Annotated in this window: 20 protein-coding genes and 1 tRNA gene; 11 read left to right on the plus strand and 10 right to left on the minus strand. The window is 71.9% G+C overall.

What is annotated here, in order from left to right:
• Nucleotides 1-152 precede the first annotated feature (152 nt).
• The 3 genes from CRP50_RS13560 to CRP50_RS13570 form a co-directional block, all read right to left on the minus strand.
• Entirely contained in the window at nucleotides 153-1,043 is an 891-nt protein-coding gene (locus CRP50_RS13560) for a DMT family transporter (protein ID WP_097279706.1), read from the minus strand.
• A gap of 99 nt (nucleotides 1,044-1,142) precedes the next feature.
• Nucleotides 1,143-1,463: a DUF190 domain-containing protein gene (locus CRP50_RS13565; RefSeq protein ID WP_097279707.1), complete on the minus strand. Its 321-nt coding sequence runs from the start codon at nucleotides 1,461-1,463 to the stop codon at nucleotides 1,143-1,145.
• A complete protein-coding gene (locus CRP50_RS13570; protein ID WP_097279708.1) occupies nucleotides 1,460-2,443 on the minus strand; it encodes a sodium-dependent bicarbonate transport family permease in 984 nt (327 codons plus the stop codon). Before CRP50_RS13570 ends, CRP50_RS13565 begins: the two co-directional genes overlap by 4 nt.
• Nucleotides 2,444-2,704: 261 nt before the next feature.
• Here CRP50_RS13570 and CRP50_RS13575 point away from each other — a divergent pair, with 261 nt between their 5' ends.
• Together CRP50_RS13575 and msrA are read left to right on the plus strand one after the other, a co-directional pair.
• Nucleotides 2,705-2,980: a hypothetical protein gene (locus CRP50_RS13575; RefSeq protein WP_097279709.1), complete on the plus strand. Its 276-nt coding sequence runs from the start codon at nucleotides 2,705-2,707 to the stop codon at nucleotides 2,978-2,980.
• Between the two features lie 85 nt (nucleotides 2,981-3,065).
• Nucleotides 3,066-3,554 carry a peptide-methionine (S)-S-oxide reductase MsrA gene (gene msrA / locus CRP50_RS13580; protein ID WP_097279710.1) on the plus strand — a complete coding sequence of 163 codons (489 nt, stop codon included), beginning with the start codon at nucleotides 3,066-3,068 and terminating at the stop codon, nucleotides 3,552-3,554.
• Between the two features lie 247 nt (nucleotides 3,555-3,801).
• Here the strand turns inward: msrA and CRP50_RS25585 are convergent, their stop codons facing one another.
• A complete protein-coding gene (locus CRP50_RS25585) occupies nucleotides 3,802-4,644 on the minus strand; it encodes an OmpA family protein (protein WP_176525159.1) in 843 nt (280 codons plus the stop codon).
• Between the two features lie 311 nt (nucleotides 4,645-4,955).
• Here CRP50_RS25585 and CRP50_RS13595 point away from each other — a divergent pair, with 311 nt between their 5' ends.
• The 4 genes from CRP50_RS13595 (at nucleotide 4,956) to CRP50_RS26360 (ending at nucleotide 8,342) form a co-directional block, all read left to right on the plus strand.
• Nucleotides 4,956-6,230, plus strand: coding sequence for a DNA polymerase IV (locus CRP50_RS13595; RefSeq protein WP_097279713.1), 1,275 nt, complete (start codon nucleotides 4,956-4,958; stop codon nucleotides 6,228-6,230).
• 71 nt (nucleotides 6,231-6,301) lie between these two features.
• Nucleotides 6,302-7,096 (plus strand): hypothetical protein, encoded by a 795-nt coding sequence (locus CRP50_RS13600; RefSeq protein WP_097279714.1) that lies wholly within the window; start codon nucleotides 6,302-6,304, stop codon nucleotides 7,094-7,096.
• Between the two features lie 189 nt (nucleotides 7,097-7,285).
• Entirely contained in the window at nucleotides 7,286-7,579 is a 294-nt protein-coding gene (locus tag CRP50_RS13605) for a DUF3572 domain-containing protein (protein WP_097279715.1), read from the plus strand.
• 139 nt (nucleotides 7,580-7,718) lie between these two features.
• Nucleotides 7,719-8,342, plus strand: coding sequence for a cold-shock protein (locus CRP50_RS26360; protein ID WP_097279716.1), 624 nt, complete (start codon nucleotides 7,719-7,721; stop codon nucleotides 8,340-8,342).
• 120 nt (nucleotides 8,343-8,462) lie between these two features.
• Here the strand turns inward: CRP50_RS26360 and CRP50_RS13615 are convergent, their stop codons facing one another.
• The gene (locus tag CRP50_RS13615; RefSeq protein WP_097279717.1) at nucleotides 8,463-9,491 is read right to left on the minus strand and encodes a zinc-binding alcohol dehydrogenase family protein; all 1,029 of its coding nucleotides are present in this window, start codon (nucleotides 9,489-9,491) and stop codon (nucleotides 8,463-8,465) included.
• A 108-nt stretch (nucleotides 9,492-9,599) separates the two neighbouring features.
• On the opposite strand from CRP50_RS13615, the gene CRP50_RS13620 reads away from it, so the two are divergent.
• Nucleotides 9,600-9,980, plus strand: coding sequence for a winged helix-turn-helix transcriptional regulator (locus CRP50_RS13620; RefSeq protein ID WP_097279718.1), 381 nt, complete (start codon nucleotides 9,600-9,602; stop codon nucleotides 9,978-9,980).
• A 46-nt stretch (nucleotides 9,981-10,026) separates the two neighbouring features.
• On the opposite strand, the gene CRP50_RS13625 is transcribed toward CRP50_RS13620, so the two are convergent.
• A tRNA-Leu gene (locus CRP50_RS13625) sits at nucleotides 10,027-10,111 on the minus strand.
• A 136-nt stretch (nucleotides 10,112-10,247) separates the two neighbouring features.
• On the opposite strand from CRP50_RS13625, the gene CRP50_RS13630 reads away from it, so the two are divergent.
• The 4 genes from CRP50_RS13630 to CRP50_RS13645 all read left to right on the plus strand — a co-directional run bounded on the left by CRP50_RS13630 (nucleotide 10,248) and on the right by CRP50_RS13645 (nucleotide 12,960).
• Nucleotides 10,248-10,826, plus strand: coding sequence for a YqaA family protein (locus tag CRP50_RS13630; protein ID WP_097279719.1), 579 nt, complete (start codon nucleotides 10,248-10,250; stop codon nucleotides 10,824-10,826).
• Nucleotides 10,827-10,828: 2 nt separating this feature from the next.
• Entirely contained in the window at nucleotides 10,829-11,341 is a 513-nt protein-coding gene (locus CRP50_RS13635) for a disulfide bond formation protein B (protein WP_097279720.1), read from the plus strand.
• A gap of 2 nt (nucleotides 11,342-11,343) precedes the next feature.
• Nucleotides 11,344-11,928, plus strand: a complete 585-nt coding sequence (locus CRP50_RS13640) for a demethoxyubiquinone hydroxylase family protein (protein WP_097279721.1) — start codon at nucleotides 11,344-11,346, stop codon at nucleotides 11,926-11,928.
• 426 nt (nucleotides 11,929-12,354) lie between these two features.
• Nucleotides 12,355-12,960, plus strand: a complete 606-nt coding sequence (locus CRP50_RS13645; RefSeq protein ID WP_141415132.1) for a DUF2937 family protein — start codon at nucleotides 12,355-12,357, stop codon at nucleotides 12,958-12,960.
• Between the two features lie 8 nt (nucleotides 12,961-12,968).
• Here the strand turns inward: CRP50_RS13645 and CRP50_RS13650 are convergent, their stop codons facing one another.
• From CRP50_RS13650 to CRP50_RS13665, 4 genes are all read right to left on the minus strand, one after another.
• Entirely contained in the window at nucleotides 12,969-13,529 is a 561-nt protein-coding gene (locus CRP50_RS13650; RefSeq protein WP_097279723.1) for a DUF2889 domain-containing protein, read from the minus strand.
• 151 nt (nucleotides 13,530-13,680) lie between these two features.
• Complete coding sequence (locus tag CRP50_RS13655) at nucleotides 13,681-14,130, minus strand: CBS domain-containing protein (protein ID WP_097279724.1); 450 nt, start codon at nucleotides 14,128-14,130, stop codon at nucleotides 13,681-13,683.
• Nucleotides 14,131-14,315: 185 nt separating this feature from the next.
• Nucleotides 14,316-15,206: a dienelactone hydrolase family protein gene (locus CRP50_RS13660; protein WP_097279725.1), complete on the minus strand. Its 891-nt coding sequence runs from the start codon at nucleotides 15,204-15,206 to the stop codon at nucleotides 14,316-14,318.
• Nucleotides 15,207-15,283: 77 nt separating this feature from the next.
• Nucleotides 15,284-16,360, minus strand: coding sequence for a M48 family metalloprotease (locus tag CRP50_RS13665; protein ID WP_097279726.1), 1,077 nt, complete (start codon nucleotides 16,358-16,360; stop codon nucleotides 15,284-15,286).
• Nucleotides 16,361-16,495: the final 135 nt, after the last annotated feature.

The following is a 16,495-nucleotide window of genomic DNA, read 5'->3' on the forward strand; positions in this document are numbered from 1 at the left end:
CGGTCGGCACGCCGGGCGCGACGTCCTGGGCGGTCCGGCAGGCCGGGCAGGTGACCGCAACCGGTCGGGGAGAAGGAAACATGGCTGGCGTTGTCCTCCGTCTGTGCGTCTGAGGAGGACAACGCCCGGGGCGGCGCGGCCCGTTCGTGACATCAGAGGAACAAGAGGGCCGTTCCCGTCACGACCAGGGCCGCGCCCACCCAGGCGCCGAGGCCCGGCCGCTCGCGCGTGCGCCACCACAGCAGCGGCAGGATGAGCACCGGCGTCGTGCCGGCGAGCGTCGCCACCAGGCCGGCATCGCCCGTTTCCAGCGCCCACAGCAGCAGCGTCATGCCGATGGTCATGCCGGTGAGGCCCGACAGGCCCGTGCGCACCACCATGGGCCACGACAGCGGCGCCTGCGCCCGCACCATCGCCAGGGGCAGCAGCGCCATGAGCAACAGGCCGGTGACCGCCACGCCGACGCGCACCGCCGCCGCCGCGAAGGGATCGACGCCGGCCGCCATCACCGGCTTGACCAGCAGCACGCCGCCGGCCTGCGCCAGGGCGGCGGCGAGGCCGAGCAGCACGCCCTGCCACAGCGGGCCGCGCACCGATTCCCAGTCGTGCAGGCTCTTGCGGCCCTTGCCGAACAGCACCGCCAGCACCACGCCGCCGGTGATGAGCCCGAAGCCGGCGAGGCGCTGACTCGACAGCGGCTCGCCCAGCAGCCAGGCGCCGAGGGCGACGGTCATGGGGGCGTTGGTGGCGAAGATGACGCCCGTGCGCCGCGGGCCGAGCCGGCGCAGGCAGGCGAACAGGGCGGTGTCGCCGGCCATGATGCCGACGAGGCCGGAGACGATGAGCGGCAGGGCATAGGCGTCCGACAGGCTCGCCCAGCCGCCCGTCACGGTGGCGAGCGCCGCCACCATGAGGAACACCAGCGCCATGCGCAGGCGGCCGAAGGCGAGCGCGCCGAGCGCCCGTGCCGGCTCCACCGCGATCATGCCGCCGAGCGCCCAACAGAAGGCGGCCCCGAGCGCCGCCGTCGCCGACACCACCATCGGTCCGTCTCCGAGGAAGGGGGAAGGAGTTCCGCCTTCTCTCTAGCGGCGGGCGGCGCGGCGGGGAAGGGCCACTCCGGCGGCCCCACGGCGGAGCCGTCAGTACTTCTCGCCGCGCAGGACCTCGACGTCGGACATCCAGGCGACGCCGGCGTCGGCCAGCAGCGGCGCCAGGGCGTCGAACAACGGGTCGGCACGCTCGGCCGCCATGACGGCGACCACCAGCACGCAGGTCTCGGCGTCGGAGACATGGCCGCGGTCCCACGTCCCCTCGCCGCCGCGGCCCGAGAGCGCCGGCAGCACCGTGTGGCCGGGCGCGCCGTGCTGCTTCAACAGCGCGACGACGCGGCCGAGCAGCGGCATGGGGGTGAGGATCTCGATCTTGCGGCGCGGGTGGTGCGGGCGCGGCGCGGCGGTCATGGCGTGCCTCCGGCGAGGGTGGTGATCATGGCATGATACAGCGGAATGCCGATGGTCAGGTTGAAGGGGAACGTCACGCCGAGCGCCAGGGTGATGGAGACCGCCGGATTGGCCTGCGGCAGCGCCATGCGCAGGGCCGCCGGCACCGCGATGTAGCTGGCCGAGGCGCCGAGCACGGCGAGCAGCGTCGCATTGCCCGGCGCGAGGCCGAGGGCGAGGCCGAGCAGGCCGCCGGCGACGCCGCCGATGGGCGGCATGACCAGGCCGAAGACCACCAGCGGCGCGCTGATCGCCTTGCCGTCGCGGAAGCGGCGGGCGGCCACCAGGCCCATGTCGAGCAGGAACAGGCACAACACGCCCTTGAACGGATCGACGATGAAGGGCGCGATGGTGGCGAGGCCCTTGTCGCCGGTGATCCAGCCGATGACGAAACTGCCGACCAGCAGCACCACGCTGCCGTTGAGCAGCACCTCGCGCCCCAAGGCCCCGCCGCTCTCGCCGACGCGGGCGCCGCCGCGGCCGGCCAGCCACAGGCCGGTCAGGATGGCCGGCGTCTCCATGGCGGCGACCACGGCCACCATGTAGCCGTCCCAGGCGACGCCGATGGTCTGCAGCAGCGAGGTGGCGGCGACGAAGGTGACGACGCTGATGGAGCCGTAGTGGGCGGCGACGGCGGCGGCGTTCACCGCATCCAGCCCGCACAGGCGGCGCAGCACCGGATAGGCCCCGAGCGGCAGGGCGAAGGACAGCGCGATGCCGCCCAGCAGCGCGGCGATCACCTCGCCGTGCAGGCCGTGCGCCGCCATGGCCGCCCCGCCCTTGAAGCCGATGGCGAGCATCAGATAGAGCGACAGGCCCTTGGCGACGGCCTCGGGAATGGTCAGGTCCGACCGCGCGAGCCCGGCGGCGACGCCGAGCGCGAAGAACAGCACCAGCGGCGACAGCAGCGTCTCGCCGGCCAGGGAAAGAACGTCGGGCACGTGCGTGGTCCCCCCGCAAAACGGATCCGGTGTCGGAAGATCGGGTCGCTTTTGCGCGTTTCAAGCGGTTTTCTGTACCCGCTTCCGGCCTTCGGGTCCAGTGTCGTGGCGATCGGCCCGCCCAATGGTCAGGGATGCACCTGACCGGGTGGCCTATACCCGGCGGTGCCATGGACGGCAGGGGCCGCCGTCGGGCATCATGGGATCTGCTGTGCGCGATCGGGGGCGGTCGCGTCCGTCACTCGAGAAGAGGGGGTGCGCATGAGCGGCACCGTCGTCTCCTTCGCGCAGGCGCGCGTCCAGCGCAACTGCCGCCGGATCCTGGACTCCAACCGCCAGACGCTGATCCATGTGGAATCGCTGCGCGAGGCGCACCGTTCCATCGCCGACTCGCTCGACAGCATGCGCGACGGGCTGGTCGACTTCTCCGACAGCCTGGGCCGGTCCATCGAGCAGCTGCGCGATTCCGGCAAGCGGCAGCAGAGCATCATGGACCGCATCGAGGAGATCCAGCGCACCTCCGCCGCCTTCCGCTGACGGGCGCCCCTTGCGGCGCGGGGCCGGCGCACCGACCTCTGTCGCAGGACCAACGCCCTTACCCGAAGGAAGAGAGGACGCGCCCATGGCCATCGCCACCTTCGCCGCCGGATGCTTCTGGGGCGTCGAGGAAGCGTTCCGCCGCATTCCCGGCGTCACCGCGACGCTCGTCGGCTACACCGGCGGCACCGTGCCGGACCCCAGCTACGAACAGGTCTGCACCGACCGCACCGGCCACGCCGAGGCGGTGCGGGTGGAATACGATCCCGCCCAGGTGTCCTACGAGGACCTGCTGGAGGTGTTCTGGAAGGTGCACGACCCGACCCAGAAGAACCGCCAGGGCTTCGACGTCGGCAGCCAGTACCGCTCGGCCATCTTCGTGCACGACGCCGCCCAGCGCGCCGCCGCCGAGGCCAGCCTGCGCGAGAACGACGAGTCCGACCGCTTCCCCCGCCCCATCGTGACGGCCATCGTCGACGCCGGCGCCTTCTACGAGGCGGAGGACTACCACCAGCAATACATGGCCAAGCGCGGCCGCGGCACCGCCGTCTGCGGCATGCCGTCGCGCTGGTAGGGGACGCTCACGCCCACCGCCAGGGGCGCCGCGGACGGCCGGGTCGCGCCTGGCATCTCAACTAATTGTCATGCCCGGGCTACGAGCGCCTACGAGCCGGGCATGCACGTCGCCCGCCGTCGAGGACGGCGCCCACGCCCGCCGCCGGGGACGCCGTTGCGGACACCACCTCCGCCACCCGCCCCGCAGCCATGAAAAAGAGCGCCGCTCCTGCCGGAGGGCGCCCCTTTCCGTAACCCGTCCGCCGTCACTTGTCGGCGAAGACGATCTCCACGCGGCGGTTGCGCGGCTCCTTGACGCCGTCGCCGGTCTTCACGGCCGGCTGCTCCTCGCCGTAGGCTTCCAGGGCCATGGCGGCGGCGGGCATGCCCTTGCCTTCCAGGTAGGAGGCGACGGCCTCGGCGCGCTTCTGCGACAGCAGCAGGTTGGACACGGTGTCGCCCACGGTGTCGGTGTGGCCGGCGATGACGACGCGGGCCGGCTTCTCCTGGCGCCAGTCGACCAGCACGGCGTCGAGCGTCGCGCGCGCCTCGGGGGCCAGGACGGCGGCGCCGAGCGGGAAGGTGATGGTGTATTCGCCCGCCGGCACGGCGGCCGGCTGCGGCGCCGGCGCGGCCGGGGCGGCGGTCAGCTCGGCCATGGCGGCGCGGAAGCGGTCCTCGCAGGCCTTGATGTCGCCGGGCTGGTGGCCTTCCTCGAGTTCCTCGAGCCAGCAGTCGAAGGAGGCCTGGGCGCGGGCGGCGACCTGCGGCATGGCGGTGCGGGCGGTGCCGTCGAGAGCGGCGATGAGGCTCTGGCGGCCGCTGGCGGCCTCGGCGGCGCGGGCCGAGATGGCGCGGTCGGTCACGTCGTCGGGCAGCACGGTCTGGCCCGCGGCGGCGGCGCGCGCCTTGTCGAGGAAGTAGGCGGTGTCGCCCCAGTCGTAACGGCCGCGCTCGGCTTCCGCCACGGCGACGTACTCGGCGAACAGCGCCTTCTGGAAGGCATCCCCGGTCGGCTGCAGGGTCTTCACGCCATCGACGTCCCAGGTATTGGCGCACGCCGACAGGAAGCCGGCGGACACGGTGACGAGAAGAGCCTTTTTGAGCATGTTTGTCGGAGTCCTTCGCTGCGTCGTTCCAGCCCGAATGTGTCGCCTACCCATTGCGCCCCCCTTTGCAGTTCTTGGACGATCGGGGCCACACGCTCGCTCGAAATGTTCGTCCGCGACCCGCCGCACCCCTGCGCGGCCGAAGGAAGGGACCCTCCGTTGTTAAATGTCCGTGTTTTCAACGTCAAGCACGGCCGCCCTTCGATCGGCACAAAAAATACGCCTATGGTCGAAGAGACACGCCCCGGCGGTCGGAGCGGGCGGCGGAAGTTCATGCTTTGTTTGGTGGGTGGTGATAGACTGCCCCGACCATGAGCCACACCCTGTGCCGCGACTGCCTGACCGAGATTCCCGCCGCGGTGCTCGCCTGTCCCGCCTGCGGGTCGGAGCGCCTGCGCCGGCACGCGGAGCTGTTCGACCTCAGTCTCGCGCACATCGACTGCGACGCCTTCTACGCCTCCATCGAGAAGCGGGACCGGCCGGAGCTGCGCGACCGCCCGCTGCTCATCGGCGGCGGTCATCGCGGCGTGGTGGCGACGGCCTGCTACATCGCCCGGCGCTACGGGCCGCGCTCTGCCATGCCCATGTACAAGGCGCTGCAACTGTGCCCCGACGCCGTGGTGCTGCCGCCCGACATGGCCAAGTACGCCGCCGTCAGCCGCCAGATCCGCGCCCTGTTCGAGGCGGCGACGCCGCTGGTGGAGCCGCTGGCGCTCGACGAGGCCTTCCTCGACCTCGCCGGCACTGCGGCCGCCCACGGCGAGTCGCCGGCGGCGACCCTGGCCCGCATCCAGAACCGCATCCGCGACGAGATCGGCATCACCGTCTCCATCGGCCTCAGCTACAACAAGTTCCTCGCCAAGATGGCGTCGGACCTCGACAAGCCGCAGGGCTTCGCCGTCATCGGCCGGGCCGAGGCCAGGGATTTCCTGGTGCCGCGCCCGGTGCGCGACATCCCCGGCGTCGGCGAGGCCTTCGCGCGGCGGCTGTTCCAGGCGGGCTACAAGACCATCGGCGATCTGCAGCAGGTGTCGGAGTCGCGGCTCGCCCTGCAGTTCGGCAAGCTCGGCCGCGCCCTGGCGCAGCGGTCGCGCGGCGAGGACGACCGCCGCGTCACCCCCGACCGGCCCGCCAAGAGCGTCTCCGCCGAGACCACCTTCGACATCGACATCCACCGCCTCGACGCCCTGGAGCAGCAACTGTGGCCGCTGTGCGAGAAGGTGGCGCAGCGCTGCAAGAAGGGCCGAGTCGCGGGCCGCACCGTGGTGCTGAAGCTGAAGACCCGCGACTTCCGCACCCTCACCCGCAGCCACCGCCTGCCGGGGCCGACCCAGCTGGCCGACGTGGTGTGGCGGCACGGCCGCGCCCTGCTGTCGCACGAGGCCGACGGCCGCGCCTTCCGCCTGATCGGCATCGGAGTCGCGGACCTCTGCGACGAAAGTATTGCCGACCAACCCGACCTTTTCGACCTCGCCCGGCACCGCGATGCCCGCCGCGAGCGCGCAATCGATGTATTGCGGGAAAGATACGGCCACGAGGTCGTGTCGCGGCGCACTTTCGGCACGCGGACCCAACCGGAGGAGTGACTGGTTCGTCTTTCGGTGTTACTTTTGCGATGGGAGCGTAGAACCTGCTCCCCGGCACCAGGGAGAAGCCCATGAAGACCGGCCTCATTCCGGCGGTCGTGCCGGCGCCCTTGGACGCCGCCCGTCCGCCACCCATCGCAGCCAGCGCCGCAATCGGCGACTCGGGAAGCACAGCCGTCGCGGCCGTCGCCGCCGCCGGCGGGTCCGCCTCGTCGTCCTTCGACGGCGCCGCAGCCGGGTTCGGCGCCAACGTGGGCGCCGGCACCGCCGCCGTCGCCGCGTCCGGCCGCCGCGACGCCGGCGGACGCTCGACAGGCGGGGAAGCCATGGCGGCGCAGCGCGTCGCCCTGTCGCGCCTGCGCATCGAAGCCCTCATGCTCGAAGCCCAGATGGCCTCGGCCACCGGCGACTCCGAACGCGCCCGGGCGGTCGCCCGCGCCGTGCGGACCGAGGCGGGCAACATCCGCCAGGCCCTGCGCAGCAGCCTCGACGGCCCCGCCGCCGGGACCGGCGCGGCCACCGCCGATGCCTCGTCCGCCGTCACCCGCGCCCAGGCCGCCGCCCGCAAGGCTGCGGCGGAACAGCGTCAGGCCGGCGACCCGGCCCTGGCGCCCTGGATGTCCGAGCGTCCGTCGCCGCGCGAATCGGCAGCGGTGGAAGCCGCCCCGGCCGGCGTCCCGGCCTCCAGCCTCCACCGCAGCGCCTATGAAGCCCTGCGGCGCGCCCAGCAGGTGCTGGAGGAACTGGCCCGGGTGGACTGGCAGCGGCCGCCCGAGGGCGACGAGGCCGAGCCGCGGGAAGCCCTGGTCAACGCCCTCGAGGACGAGGACGGCGCCCTGTGGGGCGGGTTCAACGGCGTCGCCTGACGGCCGTCGACTCGGCGGGCCGCCCATCGGCTGCAGCGAAGGCATTCATCGGACGAACGAAAAATCGGCAGTCCACCGTTTCGCGCGCGTTTCCCCCATGCGCGGGCGTGCGGAGCATGCTATATGTGTTTCGGGTGCCGGCTTTCGCCGGGCAGGACCGAGTGACGTTCGAGAGGACTTCGACACCGCATGACGCGCCTGTCGAAACGGGTTGGACCGGATGCCGAGACGGTGGGGCTGCAGGCCCTGGCGTTCGTCGCCGCGGATGACGCGCTGATCGACCGCTTCCTCGCCCTGACCGGGATGGGGCCGGCGGAGTTAAGGGAACGGGCGCAGGACCCTGTGGTTCTGGGTGCCGTTCTCGATTTCCTTCTGGTCGACGATTCTCTGGTGCTCGCCTTTGCCGCCGCCAGCGATCTTTCGCCCGAAGCCCCCATGCAGGCTCGTCGGAGCCTGCCGGGATCAACGGCGGAAAGCTGGTAACGGCTCCCTCCCCCGCGATCCCACTGCGTTTACGATCCGCCGCGCCGGCAAGGAGGCGTGGGCGACTTGTGAGTTGGATACGAGCACCATGGCGTGGAAACGAGATGCCGGGGACTTTCCCGGTCACGGCGGCCCGGGTATGAACCGGCGGTCCCGTTACGATGACGATGCTGGCGGCCCGGCGACCCCGACCGAGGCGTCCGTCAAGTGGTTCAATGCCTCGAAGGGCTTCGGCTTCGTGAAGACCGAGCCGGCGGGCGAAGATGCCTTCCTGCACGTTTCCGTGCTGGAGCGTGCCGGCCTGTCCGCCCTGCCCGAGAACACCCGCATTTCCTGCACCGTCCGTCCGGGCGGCAAGGGTCTGCAGGTCGATGCCGTCGTTTCCGTCCTCGAGATGGGCACGCCGTCGGCCGGTGGCGGCGGTGGCGGCTTCGGCGACCGTGATCGCGGCGGCTTCGGCGGCGGCGACCGCGGCGGCTTCGGCGGCGGTCGTGGCGGCTTCGGCGGCGGTGACCGCGGTGGCTTCGGTGGCGGCCGCGGCCGTCCCGAGATCATCGGCGAGTCCGAGGGCACGGTGAAGTTCTTCAACAGCGAGAAGGGCTTCGGCTTCGTGACCCCCGACGACGGTGGTCGCGACATCTTCGTGCACATCCGCGCCGTGGAGCGTTCGGGCCTGCAGGGTCTGAACGAGGGCCAGCGCGTGAAGCTGTCCGTCAGCCAGGGCCAGAAGGGTCCGCAGGCCGAGCGCATCGAGATCGCCTGATCCCGAGCGCAGGCCCGGACGCCTTCGGCGCCCGGCGGCGAGCAGACACGATGCGGCCGGCCCTCGGAAACGGGGGCCGGCCGTTGTCGTTTGCGCCTGTAGGGATGGCGCCTGCAGCCATCAGCCAGCGGCGGGGCCGAAGCCCTGCAGCACCAGCTTGCCGCGCGTCCGCCCGCTCTCGATCAGGGTGTGGGCCCGGCGCAGCGTTGCCGCGTCGATGGGACCGAGCACCTCCGACAGGGTGCTGCGCAGGGTGCCGGCGTCCACCAGCGCCGCCACCTCGGTCAGCAGCGCGCCCTGCGCCGCCATGTCGGGCGTGCCGAACAGCGAGCGCGTGAACATCATCTCCCAGTGCACCGACACGCTCTTGCGCTTGAAGGGCATGATGTCGAGCGTCTGCGGATCGTCGATGACGGCGACCCGCCCCTGCGGCGCGATCAGCGCGGCGATGTCGGCCAGATGCCCGGCCGTGCCGGTGGTCGCGAAGACATAGGCCGGCGCGCCGATGCCCAGGGCCTCCACCTGCGGCGCCAGGGGCTTGGAATGGTCGACCACATGGTCGGCGCCGAGGTCGCGCACCCAGGCGGCCGTCTCGGGGCGCGAGGCGGTGGCGATCACCGTCAGCCCCGCCACCCGCCGCGCCACCTGCACGGCGATGGAGCCGACGCCGCCGGCACCGCCGATGATCAGGATGGCGGCGGCCGCGCCGGGCACCGGCTCGCGCACCCGCAGCCGGTCGAACAGCGTCTCCCAGGCGGTGATGGCGGTCAGCGGCAGGGCGGCGGCGGTGGCATGGTCGAGGCTCGCCGGCTTGCGGCCGACGATGCGCTCGTCCACCAGGTGGAACTCGGCGTTGCTGCCCGGCCGGTCGAGGGCACCAGCGTACCAGACGGCGTCGCCGGGCGCGAAGCCGGTGACCTCCGATCCCACCGCGACCACGACGCCCGAGGCGTCCCACCCCAGCACCTTGTGGCCGCCGGGCTCGGCGGAGGCGCTGGCGCGGACCTTGGTGTCGACGGGATTGACCGACACCGCCTCCACCCGCACCAGCAGGTCCCGGCCGCGCGGCTCGGGGCGGGGAAGCTCGACATCGACCAGGGGGCCGGTGGCGGTGAGGGGGCCGGCGGTGGTGTATGCGACGGCACGCATGGGCGTGTCTCCTGTGCGGTGTTGCTTGTGAAGGAGACAGTTGCGCCCTATCGTCAAACCTCGCAAGAACGCACAATTTCAGCCCATAGTGTCGAAAAGGATACCGTCATGGCCCGCGTACGGCACCGCCGCATGGACTGCAGCCCCGGCTGCGTGGTGGAAGGGACGCTGGATCTCATCGAGGGCAAGTGGAAGGGGCTGGTGCTGTTCCACCTGATGGAGAGCGGCACGCTGCGCTTCAACGAGCTGCGCCGCCGCCTGCCCAACTGCACCCAGCGCATGCTGACCACACAATTGCGTGAGCTGGAGGAAGACGGCCTGGTCGCCCGCCGGGTCTATGCCGAGGTGCCGCCCAAGGTGGAATACTCGCTCACCCCCCGCGGCGAGAGCCTGCGGCCGGTCGTCGCGGCGCTGAAGGCCTGGGGCGACGCCAACGTGGTGCTGGCCCCGGCGGCCGCGGCGGACGCCGGCGCGGAAGCCGCGGAATGACAGGAAAAAGGCGCCGGAAGCCCATGGCCTCCGGCGCCTTTCCGTGTGGTAGGGGCGGGGGGACTCGAACCCCCAAGACCGAAGCCACTCGATTTTGAGTCGAGCGCGTCTACCAATTCCGCCACGCCCCCGCAGGGTGTTCCGTGCGCCACGGATCGCACGTTCTACACCGCCCGCGCAGCCGCCGCAACGCCTTGCGGGCGTTGCCGCCGACGCGCCGACCTGATAAAGGTCCGGCGCCCCCTTATCCGCAAGGAGCCCGCATCCGTGCTGCAGCGGACCTACGACTGGACCATGCGCCAGGCGAGCCAGCCCCACGCCCTGTGGACGCTGGCGGTGATCTCGTTCATCGAAAGCTCCATCTTCCCCATTCCGCCCGACGTCCTCATCATCCCCATGGTGCTGGCGGCGCGCGAGAAGGCATGGCGCATCGCCGCCGTCTGCACGGTGGCGAGCGTGGTCGGCGGCTATGCCGGCTACGCCATCGGCTATTTCCTGTGGGAGACCATCGGCCAGGCGGTCCTCGGCTTCTACGGCTACCTGGACAAGTTCGACGCCTTCAAGCAGCTCTACAACGAGTGGGGCGCCTGGATCGTCGGCATGGCGGGCTTCACGCCCTTCCCCTACAAGGTCATCACCATCGCGAGCGGCGTGACGCAGCTCGACCCCGTGGTGTTCGGCATCGCCTCGGTGGTGTCGCGGGCGGCGCGGTTCTTCCTGGTGGCGGCGCTGCTGTGGAAGTTCGGCCCGCCCATCCGCTCGTTCATCGAGAAGCACCTGGGCAAGCTCACCATCGCCTTCTTCGTCCTGCTGCTCGGCGGCTTCGCGCTGCTGAAGGTGCTGTGACCATGGCCATGACGCTCTCCCCCGACCGGGCGGTGCCGCTGGCGATCTTCGCCGTCTGCGCCGCCGCCCTCGCCGGTGCCTACACGCTGGAGTACGGCTTCGGCGTGCTGCCGTGCATCCTGTGCCTCTATCAGCGCGTGCCCTACGCGGTGGCCGGCGGCCTCGCGGCCCTCGGCCTGCTGCCGGGCCTGAGCCCGGCGACGCGGCGGGTGATCGTGGTGCTGTGCGGCCTCACCTTCCTGGCGAACATGGGCCTCGCCGTCTATCACGTCGGCGTCGAGCAGAAGCTGTGGGCCGGCACCGCCCAGTGCACCGCCCCGGCCGGCGGCGCCCCGCAGAGCCTGGCCGAGCTGCAGGCGGCGCTGGAAAACCCGCCGCAGCTGGCGCGCTGCGACGAAGTGGGCTGGTCCCTGTTCGGGATCTCGCTGCCCGGCTACAATATCGCCTTCAGTCTGATCCTGGGCGCGGCGTCGCTGGCCGCCGCCGCCCGCAGCGATGTGTGGAGACGCCGTTGACCATGGACGACCGCAGCACCGCCGACCGCCGCAACCTGCGCCGCACGGGCGACGACCGCCTGCCCGGCGACCCGTCGCGCGACCAGTTCCTCGACCGCCTGTGCCGGGTGAACCAGGCCGGCGAATACGGCGCGGTACGCATCTACGAAGGGCAGCTGGCGGTGCTCGGCCGCACCAATATCGGCCCGACGCTGCGCCACATGCTCGACCAGGAGAAGGAGCACCTGCGCTACTTCTCCGACACCGTCGGCCGTCGCCAGGTGCGCCCGACCGCCCTGCAGCCGCTGTGGCACGTCATGGGCTTCGCGCTCGGGGCCGGTACCGCCCTGCTCGGCGAGAAGGCGGCCATGGCCTGTACGGTGGCGGTGGAAGAAGCCATCGACGAGCACTACGCCGAACAGCGCGACAAGCTGGGCGACGACGAAGCCGACCTGCGCGAGACGGTGGAAAAGTTCCGCCTGGAGGAACTGGAGCACCGCGACATCGGCTACGAGCACAAGGCCGAGCAGGCGCCGGGCTACGGGCTGCTCTACAACATGGTGCGCAACGGCTCCAAGCTGGCCATCTGGCTGAGCAGCCGGATCTGACGGGCGGAGGCGCCGTCGGCCACGACAGGCGCCGTGGAGGCCCGGCTCGAGCGTCAGAAATTGTCATGGCCGGACTTGATCCGGCCACCCACGGCGTCACCGGCCGCCGCCAGGAGCGCAGTCCTCCGCGTCAAGTGCCGTGCACGCCGTGGATGCCCGGCTCGGTGGCCGGGCATGACAACATATTGAGATAGCGTCAGAAAATGTCATGGCCGGACTTGATCCGGCCATCCACGGCGCCACCGGCGACCGACAGGGGCGCCGTCCTCCACGACAGGCGCCGTGCGCGCTGTGGAGGCCCGGCTCGGAGGCCGGGCATGACACCGCGGTGGTTGCCGCGGGCGATCCGGCCAGCCACGGCGCCACACGCCCACGATCGTCCCCCGCCTCCCGGGCGTTGACAGCCGCCACCGGCGGTGGCTTGGTGTGCACCGCCGTAGCAACCAGGGGAAAGACGTGGTGGGCTGGCTAGGCCGCAAGCTCGACAGCGCCGCCGGCGCCGTGTTCGGTGCCGTGCTCGGGGCGACCGCCTCGCAGGGGCAGGCCTTCACCGCCGCCTACGTGCAGCGCCTGGGCGGACGCCTGGACGAGGCGGTGATGGTGTTGCAGCAGGCCCGTGACGGCGCCCTGCTGCCCGATGTCTCCACCGCCACCCGCGACCAGCTGGTGGCCGAGTTCGCCGCCCGCGTGGAGCACCTGAGCGCCCTGCGCGACGCCCTGGTCGACGTCGCGCCGCTGTGGCGGCCCTTCGCCCTGCTGGCGCAGATGGACCGGACCATCGCCGCCGCCACCCTGGGCGACTTCGTCCCCGCCCTGCCCCTGACCGCCGCCACCGCCGTGCATGCCGCCGTCGGCCTGGTCCTCGGGCTGCTGCTGTGGGAGCTGTGCAAGGCGCCGGCGCTGTTGCTGCGTCCGCGTCGGCGTCCGGCCGCCAAAGCCGCGCGGCCACGCCACGCCGGCCGACCGCAGGAGGCCCCGCCGCCGCGCCGCGAACCCACCCTCACCGCCACGCCGACCGACCGGCGGGAGTGACGGCGGCGTCAGTCGCCGGTGTACCACTCCGGCCACTGGCGCTGCACCACCGGGCTGTCGCTCGCCAGCGCGTGACAGGTGTCGATGATGCGCGGCCGCTCGCCCGGAGCCGGCGCGGCGCCGGACCGGCCCTGGCGCTCGCGCTCGGCATAGAGGGTCTGGAAGGCGGTGGTCGCCATGGGGCCGAGCAGCAGTTCCACCAGATGGGTGCAGCCGTGCACGCCGCCGAACGCCTCGCGCACCTGCTTGCGGAAGCCCGGCCCGATGCGCAGCCCGGCAAGGCGGTGGAAGGCCGGGTTGATGTCGCGGCAGATGGCGAAGGGGCCGTAGTCGGTCACCGCCTCGGCGGCGTGGATGAGCATGTCGCCGTCGATGGTCAGGCGCAGCTCCATGCCGTGCAGGGGTTCGCCGGCCTCGATGCGGCCGCGGTCCTGGTTGGGGAAGCCGTAGGTCTTGGTATCGACCAGCCGACCCTCGATGTCGAACAGGCCGTCGTCGCGCCGGTAGCCTTCCACCGTGACGGTGCGCGTGTGCTGCTTCTCGCGGGCGGCGGGCGGGCTGAGGGGCATCGGGGCGACTCCGGGTGATCTCGTAAGGTTCCCTGATGATGGGGCGGCTTTCCGTTTACGTCAACGTCAGCGACATGGCGTAAAGGGAAGACCCGCCGCCGGAAGCCGGCGACGGGTCGGGTCGATGATACGCAAGAGAGGGAAAAGTGTTTCAGGCGGTGGCGCCGTAGCTTTCGCCGAAGATGTAGGCGTCGCGGTTGGCGATGTCGGTTTCCAGTTCCGACTGCACGGTGGCGTAGAGGTCGCGGATGGACACCATGCCCACCGGCCGTCCGTCCTCCACCACCGGCAGGTGGCGGTAGTTGTGCTCGCGCATCATGCGCAGCGCGCTGGAGGCCTGGTCGCCCGGCGCCAGGGTGTCGGGGTCGGGGGTCATGACCTCGGCGACCGTGGTGGCCTCGGGGTCGCGGCCCTGGGCGACGACGCGGGCGGCGATGTCGCGCTCGGTCATGATGCCGGCCAGCTGGTCGCCGTCGCAGATCATGACGGCGGCGATGTTGCGTTCGCGCATAAGCCTGGCGGCATCGCGGACGCTGGAGTCGGGCGGAACGATGTAGACGTCCTGGGTGCTCGGGATGATGTCGGGTACGATCCTCGCCATGGGCGGCACTCCCGTGAAGTCTCGCGGAATTATGTTTCGCGGTTGACGCATTTCACATGCGTTCGTGTCTCATTGACTTCAAGTGTGACAGCGTCCCGGGCCGCGTCAAGCAAAATGGCCGAGTGATACAATGGGGTATTCTGGAGCCGGACGGATGGGTCCGGCTCCATGACCCGCCGCCGGTGTCACCCCTTCAGATGCCTGGCGAAGAAGTCGGTGGTGCGCTGCCAGGCCAGCGTCGCCGCCTGTTCGTCGTAGCGGGCGGCGTTGGTGTCGTTGTTGAAGGCGTGGTTGGCGCCCTCGTAGACGTGCAGGGTGTAGGGGATGCCCGCCTCCACCAGGGTCGCCGTGAACTGCGGGATGCCGGCGTTGATGCGCTCGTCCAGGCTGGCGTAATGCAGCATGAGGGGCGCCGCGATCTTCTTCGCCTCCTCCGCCGACGGCTGCCGGCCGTAGTAGGAGACGGTGGCGTTCACCTGCGGGTCGGCCGCCGCGACGCGGTTCACCAGGGCGCCACCCCAGCAGAATCCGACGGTACCGACGCGCCCCGTCACGTCGTCGCGCCCCCGGCGGGCGTAATCGACCACCGCCAGCGCCTCGGCCAGGGTCTTCTCGGCGTCGAGCTGGCCGATCATCTCGCGCGCCTTGTCCTCGTCGGCGGGGGTGCCGCCGGCCGACGACAGCAGGTCGGGCGCCACCGCAACGTAGCCTTCCAGCGCCATGCGGCGGGCGACGTCGCGGATGTGGGGGTTGAGGCCGCGGTTCTCGTGGATCACCACCACCGCCGGCAGCGGCCCCGCCGCATCGGCCGGCTTGGCGACGTAGGCCGCCACCGTGCCGCCGCCGGGCGCCGGGATCGACGCCTCCTCGGTCTTCAGGCGGGCGTCGTCGGGCGCCACGATCTGTGCGACGGCATAGTTGTTCTCCAGCACCGGCAGCAGGGCATAAGCCGCCGCCGAGCCGCCCGCCAGCGCCGCCAGACGCTCCAGGAAGGCGCGGCGGTCGAGGGGCGCGTGGGTGTACTCGTCGTAGAGATCGATGATCGGCTGCGGGATCGCGGAACGAGTCGGCGGCATGGCGGTGTATCCTCCCGGCGAGTGGATGCCGCTCCCATGTGAGGGCGCCCGCCGCCCGGGTAAAGCCCCCGGGGCCGTCAGCCGGTGCCGCCGTCGGAGGCGAGCGTGCCGAAGGCGCGGGTGCACAGCGCCTTCACCGCCCCCCACTGGGCGTAGGTCAGCGCCGGCGCCCCGCCGGCGGAGCCGCTGCGCAGCCGCTCCACCCGGTCGCGGTCGGCGGGGTGGGTGCGGGCGTAGAGCGGCGCGTGACCATCCTGCACCGCCTTGCTCGCCACCACGTCGTGGAAGGCGGCGAGGCCGCGGGTGCGCAGGCCGGCGTTCTCCAGCAGCGCCAGCGTCGCCCGGTCGAGCGCCGCCCGCTCCGCCGCCGATGGCACGGCGCGGTCGAGGGCGGCGGCCATGTCGGTGGCGTCGGCCTGGGCGCCGGCGCGCCACACGTCCACCAGGTCGGGCAGCGCCAGGTTGGCGAGGATGGCACGCTCCGGCCCCCAATCGCGGGTCGCCGCCACTTCGTGGGCGAGCACGCCGGCCAGTTCGTCGGGGGTGCGCAGCAGGTCGATCAGCCCACGGGTGAGCAGGATCTCGCCGCCCGGCAAGGCGCGGGCCTCGGCGGCGGCCTCGTCGACCACGGTGACGGTGATGGGGTAGTTGAGCCCGGCGGCGGCTTGCAGGCGGCCGGCCAGGGCCTCCAGCGCCTCGCGCCCGGCGGCTTCCTCGCAGCGCGCGCCGGCGGCGGCGGACAGGCCGGCACCCCAGGTGACGCTCCAGGTGGTGGGCAGGCGGTCGGCGAGCGAGGCCGCCACCCGCGGCGCCGCCACCGCCGCCACGCCATAGAGCGCAACGCCGAGCACCACCAGCCCGACCGCCGCCAGTCCGCCGTGCGCCCGCGCGAAGGACGGCATCGGCAGACGCAGACGCCAGGGTCGCCGCGGCGGGCGGGCCGGCTTGGGCGCGGTGGCCAGGCGGCCGCGCAGCACGCCGGCGAAGGACGGGTCGAGCACGGCGAGCGACGCCTGCGGCTTGGTACGGCAGCCGATCCGCAGCGCCTTGGTCGGATCCTCCGCCGGCAGGGGCGTCACCTCGCCATAGGGCCAGACGGACAGCAGCAGGCCGCGCTGGTCGCGGATCTCCAGCCGGGTCAGGGTGGCGCGCACGACCGCGTCGCGCGGGCCTTCGCCGCGGCCCGCGTCGTACAGTCCGGGGTATGATGTATCCGATGGTGTCGTCACGGCGGCAGTTTTAGCGGTCCGGGCGGCTGCCGTCCATTGCCTGCGTTTGTCCGAGGCGGC

Source organism: Caenispirillum bisanense, assembly GCF_900230255.1.
Taxonomy (GTDB): Bacteria; Pseudomonadota; Alphaproteobacteria; order Rhodospirillales; family Rhodospirillaceae; genus Caenispirillum; species Caenispirillum bisanense_A.